6 protein-coding genes and 1 pseudogene are annotated in these 9,650 nt (G+C 54.2%); 1 reads left to right on the forward strand and 6 read right to left on the reverse strand.

Features of this window, described 5'->3' with window-relative positions; all coding sequences use genetic code 11:
- Positions 1–37: 37 nt before the first annotated feature.
- Entirely contained in the window at positions 38–1,234 is a 1,197-nt protein-coding gene (locus ACLD4K_RS15505; protein WP_411012112.1) for an L-talarate/galactarate dehydratase, read from the reverse strand.
- 318 nt (positions 1,235–1,552) lie between these two features.
- Here ACLD4K_RS15505 and ACLD4K_RS15510 point away from each other — a divergent pair, with 318 nt between their 5' ends.
- Entirely contained in the window at positions 1,553–2,557 is a 1,005-nt protein-coding gene (locus ACLD4K_RS15510; RefSeq protein WP_001537635.1) for a LacI family DNA-binding transcriptional regulator, read from the forward strand.
- 67 nt (positions 2,558–2,624) lie between these two features.
- Here the strand turns inward: ACLD4K_RS15510 and trmL are convergent, their stop codons facing one another.
- The 5 genes and pseudogenes from trmL to sadA all read right to left on the reverse strand — a co-directional run.
- On the reverse strand, positions 2,625–3,098 hold the full coding sequence (gene trmL / locus ACLD4K_RS15515; RefSeq protein WP_411012113.1) for a tRNA (uridine(34)/cytosine(34)/5-carboxymethylaminomethyluridine(34)-2'-O)-methyltransferase TrmL: 474 nt from the start codon (positions 3,096–3,098) through the stop codon (positions 2,625–2,627).
- Between the two features lie 64 nt (positions 3,099–3,162).
- Complete coding sequence (gene lldD / locus ACLD4K_RS15520; RefSeq protein ID WP_080151174.1) at positions 3,163–4,353, reverse strand: FMN-dependent L-lactate dehydrogenase LldD; 1,191 nt, start codon at positions 4,351–4,353, stop codon at positions 3,163–3,165.
- Positions 4,350–5,126: a transcriptional regulator LldR gene (lldR, locus tag ACLD4K_RS15525; protein WP_411012114.1), complete on the reverse strand. Its 777-nt coding sequence runs from the start codon at positions 5,124–5,126 to the stop codon at positions 4,350–4,352. The genes lldD and lldR overlap by 4 nt, the downstream gene beginning before the upstream one ends.
- Complete coding sequence (gene lldP, locus ACLD4K_RS15530) at positions 5,123–6,778, reverse strand: L-lactate permease (protein WP_001055308.1); 1,656 nt, start codon at positions 6,776–6,778, stop codon at positions 5,123–5,125. Before lldP ends, lldR begins: the two co-directional genes overlap by 4 nt.
- Positions 6,779–7,076: 298 nt before the next feature.
- Positions 7,077–9,650: pseudogene (gene sadA / locus ACLD4K_RS15535) on the reverse strand (trimeric autotransporter adhesin SadA); the annotation flags it as partial.

Below are 9,650 nucleotides of genomic sequence, written 5' to 3' on the forward strand. Positions count from 1 at the left end.
AAGGTAAGAGAGGCGGGACGGATTCCCGCCAGTCGGGTTAAGGGCGTTTGCCAAATTCACATGTTAATTGTGTCCAGCGGCGCGCTTGTTCACTGAGCGTGAAACCCAGACCATGACGATCGGAAATCCACATGCGGCCATCGCGCAGCTCAAGTTGCTCGTTGAATAATGGATTCAGCCACTCGAAATGTTCCAGCCACGGCTCCAGGGGATACGCTGCGGAAAGGTGCAGGTGTACTTCCATCGCAAAGTGCGGCGCCAGTTTACGCCCGTGTTTCGCCGCCAGATCCATAATCTTCAGGAACGGAGAGATACCGCCGACACGCGGCGCATCTGGCTGAACGAAATCACTGGCATTGCCCAGAATCAACTGCTCGTGTTCCCGGAAACTGGTCAGCATTTCCCCGGTGGCGATAGGCGTATCCAGCGCGGCAGCAAGCTGGGCGTGGCCTTCGATGTCGTAAGCATCTAATGGTTCTTCGATCCAGATAAGATTGAACTGTTCCATTTTACGCCCCATGCGGATAGCCGTTTCGCGATCCCACTGCTGGTTAGCGTCAACCATTAACGGGAACTCATCCCCAAGCGCTTCACGTACTGCGGTTAAGCGGCGAATATCCTCAGCGCAGTTGGGTTGTCCGACTTTCAACTTAATACCGCCAATGCCATTTTCGCGGGAAATCACCACATTTTTCAGCACTTGATCGAGCGGTGTATGCAAGAACCCCCCTGAGGTGTTGTAACACTGAACGGAGTCGCGGTGCGCGCCCAACAGTTTTGCCAGTGGCAGACCGGCACGTTTAGCCTTCATATCCCATAAGGCGATATCGATAGGGGAGATAGCCTGTACCGCCATCCCGCTACGCCCCACTGAGGCTCCGGCCCACAGCAGCTTAGTGTATATTTTGTCGATATCATTGGGATCTTCGCCCAGTAGATTGTCGGCTATCTCTTTGGCGTGAGCATAAATACCCTGGCCGCCAGCACGTTTGGAGTAGCTAAAACCAACGCCCTCAAAGCCGTCGCGACTGCGGATTTCGGCAATGATGATTGCCACTTCGGTCAAAGGTTTCTGGCGACCGGTCAGTACCTTCGCGTCACTCACTGGCGTCGCCAGCGGTAGAAAAGCCAGTGATAGCTTCACCCATTCGATACGATCGCTGGTTTCTGCCACGGTTCTGGTATTCGCCGCTTTTGCATACATCACGGCGTCGGAATTCGCGCTTAAAGCCATTTTTTTTCTCCTGATAAACACAAAATGATTGCGCTAACATTTTTATTATTAAGCGAACGCAGGATCCAGAAAGTTGATGTTGATTTGAACATTTGATCACATATGTCGCATAAAAAGCAGGATTTATTGCAAAATAGATCACGATCCAAAAATATCTGGGGAAATGCATAATACAAAATGATGGCGCTATCATTTTGTAATGGCTGAGCTTGATAAGCTACTGTATTTACGGCCTTTCCTGATGCGAAGCTGGCAATAGCCGCAGGCATGATGAATAATGCGCGGATAAATCAGCCAATCTTTGCAGGGGCATCAGACGTGAAGAGAACCAAATCACCTCGTGCGCCAACGCTGGAAGATGTAGCACGTAGCGCCGGGCTGTCTCCGATGACAGTCAGCCGGGCATTGAATTCGCCACAACTGGTTCGCCCCAAAACGGTTGAGAAAGTCATGCAGGCGGTTCGCGTCACAGGCTACATACCCAACGCGTTAGCCGGTGGTCTGGCGTCGCGACGGAGTAAATTAATCGCTGTCGTCGTGCCGCAAATTAACAACAACATGTTTGTCGATACCATCCAGTCGCTGAGCGATGAACTGGCCCGACGCGGATATCACATATTGCTGTGCGTGGCGGGATATACCGAACAAACGGAAGCGGAATTGGTGGCGACACTGCTTTCCCGCCGCCCCGATGGCGTGGTGCTTACCGGGATCCATCACACGATAGAACTGAAAAAGGTCATCCTGAACGCGGCTATTCCGGTGGTGGAAATTTGGGACTTAACGCCCACACCGCTTGATATGCTGGTCGGTTTTTCCCATGAAAAAGTCGGGCAGGCGACGGGGGAGTATCTTCTGAGTAAGGGCTATCGTCGTCCCGGCTTGTTGTGGACCGCCGATCGCCGAGCCGCGCAACGTAAGCAGGGGTTATGTAGTGTTCTTCAACGCCACGCTATTCATGCCGTACCGCAGGTAGATGTCCCCCTTCCGGCATCGCTTTCGCTGGGGCGCAGCGGTTTAAGCCAGCTTTTTGACGAAGGGACGTTTGATGTCATTGTTTGCAGTTCTGATACCCTGGCACAGGGGGCGATGATGGAGGCGGAAAGCCGTGGTTTGCGCATTCCGCATGATTTAGCGGTTATTGGTTTTGGCGACCTTGATTTTGCCGCCAGCAATCGACCATCAATTACTACCGTAAGCGTTGACAGACGCGCCATTGGCCAGCGCGCCGCTACGCTGTTGGCCGATCGTATTGAACAGAAACCGTGCGCAGAAGCTATTGTGGATATTGGCTTTCATTTGATTGAGCGAGAGTCCGCATAAACGGGAACATGCCATCGGGATCGGCCAGGCCGGATCAGGCGTCAGCCGCCATCCGGCATTGAATATATTACGATCGCAACACCGCGCCGGAGTATCCTAACTGGCGCCATGCTTCATACACCACCACCGACACCGCATTCGACAGGTTCATGCTACGGCTATCCGGCATCATCGGAATGCGAATCTTCTGCTCTTTAGGCAACGTATCGAGAATGCTGGCGGGCAGGCCGCGCGTTTCCGGGCCAAACATCAAATAATCGCCATCCTGATAGCTTACGGCGCTATGGGCGGGCGTGCCCTTTGTCGTCAACGCAAACAGGCGCTGCGGATTTTCAGCGGCGACAAAAGCGGCATAATCGTGATGGCGCTGAACCGCGGCGAATTCGTGATAGTCCAGCCCTGCGCGGCGTAAGCGCTTATCATCCCAGGTAAACCCCATCGGTTCGATGATGTGCAGACGAAAGCCGGTATTGGCGCAAAGACGAATGATGTTGCCGGTATTCGGCGGGATTTCTGGTTCGAAGAGTACGATGTTAAGCATGATGCCCCCTTAAATGCGGGGGGCAGAATAGCAGAAATTTACCGGGCTCTCACGCGCCAGGCGTTCAGGCGGCATCGCCTTTGCTCATTGGCGCCAGCGCGGCGGGCAAACTTTTCCCCAGTTCCTGCACCAGTGAATCGCCACTGATTTCGCTAATGGATTTCGCGCCGGTCAGGGTCATGGCGACTTTCATCTCTTTCTCGATCAGGTCCAGCAGATTGGCGACACCCGCTTTTCCTGCCGTCGCCAGCGCGTAGAGATAGGCCCGACCCAGCAGTACGGTATCGGCCCCCAACGCAATCATACGCACGACATCCAGCCCGTTACGAATCCCGCTATCTGCCAGAATGGCGATATCGCCTTTCACCGCATCGGCAATGGCGGGCAGGGCGCGGGCGGAAGAGAGCACGCCATCGAGCTGGCGGCCGCCGTGATTCGACACCACGATACCGTCAGCGCCGAAACGTACCGCATCGCGGGCATCTTCTGGATCGAGGATCCCTTTGATCACCATTGGGCCGTCCCAGAATTCGCGTATCCATTCCAGATCTTTCCAGGAGATGGACGGATCGAAGTTATTTGCCAGCCAGCCGATATAGTCCTCAAGGCCGGTCGGTTTACCCAGATAGGCGGAAATATTGCCTAAATCATGCGGGCGACCGTTCAGGCCGACATCCCACGCCCATTTAGGGTGCATCACCGCCTGCCAGTAACGGCGCATGGCCGCGTTTGGGCCGCTCATCCCGGAGTGGGCGTCACGGTAGCGCGCGCCCGGCGTTGGCATATCGACGGTAAAGACCAGCGTGGAGCAGCCCGCCGCTTTCGCACGTTCAAGCGCGTTGCGCATAAAGCCCCGGTCACGCAGTACATAAAGCTGGAACCACATCGGGCGCTGAATGGTTGGTGCAACTTCTTCAATCGGACAGACGGAGACGGTGGAAAGGGTGAACGGAATGCCCTTTGCGTCTGCGGCGGCGGCGGCCTGTACTTCGCCGCGACGGGCGTACATGCCGCACAGACCTACCGGCGCTAATGCCACCGGCATCGACAACGTTTCGTTAAACAGGGTCGTTTCGAGGCTTAAATCGGACATATTTTTCAGCACGCGCTGGCGCAGGGCGACCTGCGACAGGTCTTCCACATTTCGGCGCAGGGTATATTCCGCATACGCGCCGCCGTCGATGTAGTGGAAGAGGAAAGGAGGCAGTGTGCGCTGAGCTGCGGCGCGATAATCGCTGGCTGCTGAAATAATCATGATTTATTCTCCCTGGTCATCTCATTATGGTCGCCGGGCAGGCGGGTAATACGCGCCTGGCGGGCCTGGTCTTCATCAAATCGTTTAATCGTGGTGTGGACAAAACTGAGGTGTGCCATCATCGCTTTACGTGCGCCGTCGGCGTCACCGTCCAGAATGGCGTCCATCACCGCCTGGTGTTGTTCCGTCAGTTTTGAGAATACGGGCGGAACGAGATACATACGCTGGCGACTCTGTTTGACGGAGGATTGCAGGACGTCGAAGAAACCGCGCATGGTTTGCAATAGCACCACATTGTGCGAGGCTTCCGCGATCGCCAGATGAAAGCGCACGTCGGCCTGGGAGGCGAGATCCGGGTCTTCGCTGAGCGTCGCATCAAAGCAGAGTCTGATTTTCTCTTTGTCGGCGGCGGTGGCACGCATGGCGGCGTGCCAGGCGGTACTGGCTTCAATGGCGTGGCGGGCTTCCAGAATATCGAAACTGTAGTCCGGATCGTTTGCCATCAGCATTTTCAGCGGTTGCACGATATTCTGTTCAGACCAGGTTTCGTGCTGCCAGCGGACAAATGTCCCGCCGCCGCGACGACTCACCAGCACGCCTTCGCTGACCAGCTTCGCCAGCGCTTCGCGTAAAGAGTTGCGTGATACGCCAAGCTGTAGAGCCAACTGGCGCTCGGCGGGCAATTTCATGCCCGCTTCCAGGTTTTGTTCTTCAATCAGCGCTCGCACGCGAGAGGCAATCTCGTCTGACAGGCGTTTTGGCATCACAATCACGGAATCATCCAGGTTAAAACATAGGCCTGAAGCGTAGTGATCACGCCCACCATACAGGTGAAGATCAGGCTGTGTTTGACGGTAAAACGGAACAGATCGGACTCTTTCCCTACCAGTCCCACCGCCGCGCAGGCGATGGCGATAGACTGTGGCGAGATCATCTTCCCGGTTACGCCTCCAGTGGTATTCGCCGCCACCATCAGCACATCAGAGACGCCGATTTGCTGCGCCGCGGTAGCCTGTAGAGAGGCAAACAGCGCGTTAGATGAGGTGTCGGACCCGGTCAGGAAGACGCCCAGCCAGCCGAGGAACGGCGAGAAGAACGTGAAGGCGCTGCCGGTGTGCGCCAGCGCTAACGCCAGCGTGGAAGAAAGCCCGGAATAGTTCGAGATAAACGCGAACGCCAGCACCATGCCGATGGAGTAAATCGGCAACGCCAGCTCTTTCAGCGTGCTGCCAAAGGTCTGGATTGCGGCTGAGGGTTTCATTTTCAGCCAGACGATAGACAACAGCGCGGCAAACAGGATCGCTGTGCCGGTGGCGGAGAACCAGTCAAATTTATACACCGCCGCGTAAGCGGTCGCTTCGTGTACGACTGGCGGCATACGGGCGACCAGTTTATCGAGATACGGTACCGGAACGTTAATTACCCAGTCATACAGCGCGCCGCCGGGGGCAAACAGCGCTTTGAACGGCGGTATGCTCCAGAGAGTGACCGTGGCGGTCAGGAACAGGAACGGCGACCAGGCGCGAACAATTTGTCCTGTCGTATAGCGGGTACGGGCCAGCGTCTGATCGACCTGCGACGCGCCCATATCGCCGAAGCGGAAGATGCGTACCGGCTGCCAACGTTTGAGGAACAGCGTCAGACACACCAGAGACACCAGAGAAGAGATAATGTCCGGCAGTTCCGGCCCGATAAAGTTGGAGCTGAGATACTGGGCGATAGCAAATGAACCGCCAGAGACCATTACCGCAGGCCAGGTTTCTTTCACGCCGCGCCAGCCGTCCATAATCGCCATAATCCAGAACAGCACGATAATGGTCAGGAATGGCAACTGGCGGCCTACCATCTGACCGATTTCAAAGCTGTCCAGGCCCGTAACCTGTCCGGCAACCAGAATCGGAATACCCATCGCGCCAAAGGCGACTGGCGCGGTGTTTACAATCAGGCACAGCCCTGCCGCATACAGCGGATTAAAGCCCAGACCCACCAGCAGCGCGGCGGTTATCGCCACCGGCGCGCCGAAACCCGCCGCGCCTTCAAGGAACGCGCCGAAGCAGAAGCCGACAATCAGCATTTGCAGACGTTGATCGGGGGTAATCGACAGAATTGACGAGCGGATAATGTCAAACTGCCCGGTCTTTACCGAAATTTTATAGACGAAGACCGCGGCGATGATTATCCAGGCAATCGGCCATAGCCCGTAGAAGAAGCCATACACGACCGATGCCAGCGCGTGATCGACCGGCATTTTATAGAACAGCAGCGCGACGGCGAGCGCGATAACGACCGTCCACGAAGCGGCAACGTAGCCTTTCAGCTTGAGTTTAATCAGGGCGAAAAAGAAGAACAGGATTGGGAGTGATGCGATCAGGCTGGAAAGCCAGATATTACCCGCCGGGTCATAGTTTTGTTGCCAGAGGTTCATTGCAGGTCTCCTGAGAACCACACGCATAATGGGATGAATCTTTGCTCATCTCGTTGGGGTCACATTATGTGTAAAAGTGGTCCTGCCAATATTGTTGTGTATGGATAATGACAACAAATAGTTAACTAAATGTTATTTATTGGCAACGGTATTGTAGGGGTAATTTAATGAAATGTGAACATGTGGCCGGATTCAGCGGGAATTGGTAGGGCCAATTAAGGGGTGAAGACAACAAAGGGAAGTGAAAAGGCAATGGCATTATGCCATTGCCTTTGATGTCGGGAGTATTGTTACTCCATTACCACTGGAAGCCAGCGCCAATAGCTGCAGAGTAATCACCCTGGCTGTTACTGGTTCCTTGCAATTTATACACCCAGCCCCCGCTTTCACTTACCATGGAGATACCAATGGCGACGGCACTTTCACCATTAAATGTACCGCCAGCAATCGAAGTCATGTTGGCGCCTGGGGCGTAGGCTTGTGGCAGACCGGCCATGGCCATCGCTGAGGCGATACCGCCGCTCATCTTGTTTTCTACGCCTTTGATTTTGCTGTTCATTTCACCCATTTTCTGGTCGGTATAGGTGTTTGCTTCTTCGACGCTGCGTTTCAATTGCGCATAGTTAACCGCATCCGTATCGTTCACCGCCGCTGAAACATTGCCGATCCGAGTAGTACCGCCACTCCCGTCTCCCAGGTTGAGCACGCTATAGTTAACCGAGCCATCTGCATTGGTTTCATAACGAACGGAGCCTGCTTCTGAAGCTTTCAGTTGCGCCACATTAACCGCGTCAGTGTTGTTCACCCCTGCGGCAACGTTGGTAATACGGCGTTGTTGGGTAGAAGAGCCGACAGACACAGTATTAGCTTCATCTGCGACTGAATTTGTGCCTAACGCTACGCTGTTTTCAGCGGCAGCAATAGAGCCAGAGCCAATCGCAACACTGTCTTTACCCTGCGCATTAGCATCTACGCCATCGGTGTTGGTCTTGAAGTACTTGGTGCTACCGGTAGTGACAATATCGCCGACAGAGTTTTCGATATTGGTGACGCGGGTATCAAGACTACTCACCTGCGTGTTCAGGTTATTGATACTTTCGGTATTTGCGGCAACACGGCTGTCGGTGACTTTCAATTGACTAACGTTTACGGCATCGGTGTCTGCCGAACCCGCCGCGACGTTAGTGATCTGACGTTGACCGTCTTCACTGCCGACAGAGAACTCACCGACAGAGTTCTGCGGTGCGTCCATGTTGTAGGCGGTGTAGTCAGTCTGTGCGCCGCGAGTGGTCTGAGAACCATTACCCATTGCAATACTGTTTGCATGGTTGGCGCGTGCGTTAGAACCGATAGCAATACCGTTGATGGCATCAGCCATCACCAGTGTATTCAGACCAATACCAATACCTGCATCAGCATTGACGATGGTTTTCGCACCCATTGCCAGTGAGTCAGTCCCGACAGCCAGTGAATCTTCTTCCGTTGAGTTTGCGTGGTAGTACTTGGTCGGTGTAGTGGCGACCGCACCAATGGCATTTTGTAACTGACGAACTGTTACCGCATCTTGCGCTTCAGAGCCGTCCGCAACGTTGGTAATTTGACGATAGCTTACTCCATCCGTCCCCAATGACAATGCGCCCAGCAACTCTCTGTCTGTTGTATTGTAGCCAATGACGACGCCATCGCTTGTTACGCTCGTTGCTCGTATACCTGATGAAATAGCGCGGTTAGAGGTGGAGCCACTGCCCAAAGCGATGCTGCCATCAATGCTGCTGCTGCTGTTCTCTCCAAGCGCCAGACTCGAAGCACCGGATGCGACGGCGTTGTAACCCACTGCCGTTGCGCCGTTACCCGTTGCGTATGCATCCTGGCCTTCAAGCCCGCTATCATTCGTACGGATGTATTTCACGCCAGTACCATTTTCCGTGATATAGGTTTCGCTGGTATCGCCGGCTAGTTGGCTAATAGACTCATTATACTGAGAAATCAGCATGTTAGTTTCATAGAGCTGAGAGCCATTAACGGCGTCAGTACTGTCACTGGCGATTTCACCTGCTGCTACATTGGTTATCTTATTGGTACCGCTGGTACCGTGGCTGGCGCTGAACGCACTCTCTTCGTCATCCCAGCTCAGTGCATCGGCACCAAGATTGGTGATGGACGTATTGATATCTGCGATAGCAGAGGTGTTTTGATCTACCTTCTGGTTGGTTTCATACAACTGTGAGCCGTTTACTGCGTCTGTACTGTCCTCAGAAAGCGCCCCGGCGGCGACATTGGTTATTTTACTGGTGCTTCCACTGTGGTTTGCGCTGAAAGCGCCGATGTCTTCGTCCCATAACAGAGCGTTATCAGTGAGGCCGGTAATGGACGTATTAATGTCGGAGACAGAAGTATTCAGGTTCTCAATCGCGGTGCTGTTCTGAGTGATGTTGGTAGTATTGGCGGCGATATCGGTCGTGTTCTGATCCACTTTTTCATTAGTTTCGAACAGCTGCGATCCGTTAACGGCGTCGGTACTTCCTTCAGACAGCTCCCCGGCGGCAACGTTGGTAATTTTGTTTGTCGTACTACTTCCGTGGCTGGCAGAGAACGAACTCGTTGTCTCATTCCAGCTCAGGTTGTCAGAGCTAAGGTTAGTGATGGACGTATTAATATCTGCGATAGCAGAGGTGTTTTGATCCACCTTCTGGTTGGTTTCGTACAACTGGGAGCCGTTCACCGCGTCTGTACTGTCTTCAGAAAGGTCACCGGCGGCGACATTAATGATTTTGCTGGCGCTTCCGTTGCGGTTAGCGTTGAATGCGCCAGAGGCTGCATCCCACAACAGGGCATCGTCGGTGAGCATGGTGACGGAGTTGCTCAGACTGTT

Origin of the sequence: Salmonella sp. 741265055_HSA (assembly GCF_046569525.1) — a bacterium.
GTDB classification, from domain to species: domain Bacteria; phylum Pseudomonadota; class Gammaproteobacteria; order Enterobacterales; family Enterobacteriaceae; genus Salmonella; species Salmonella enterica.

Coding starts and splice junctions, on each gene's coding strand:
- lldP (WP_001055308.1), bottom strand. CDS start 6,778: ATGAACCTCTGGCAACAAAACTATGACCCGGCGGGTAATATCTGGCTT.
- ACLD4K_RS15505 (WP_411012112.1), bottom strand. CDS start 1,234: ATGGCTTTAAGCGCGAATTCCGACGCCGTGATGTATGCAAAAGCGGCG.
- trmL (WP_411012113.1), bottom strand. CDS start 3,098: ATGCTTAACATCGTACTCTTCGAACCAGAAATCCCGCCGAATACCGGC.
- lldD (WP_080151174.1), bottom strand. CDS start 4,353: ATGATTATTTCAGCAGCCAGCGATTATCGCGCCGCAGCTCAGCGCACA.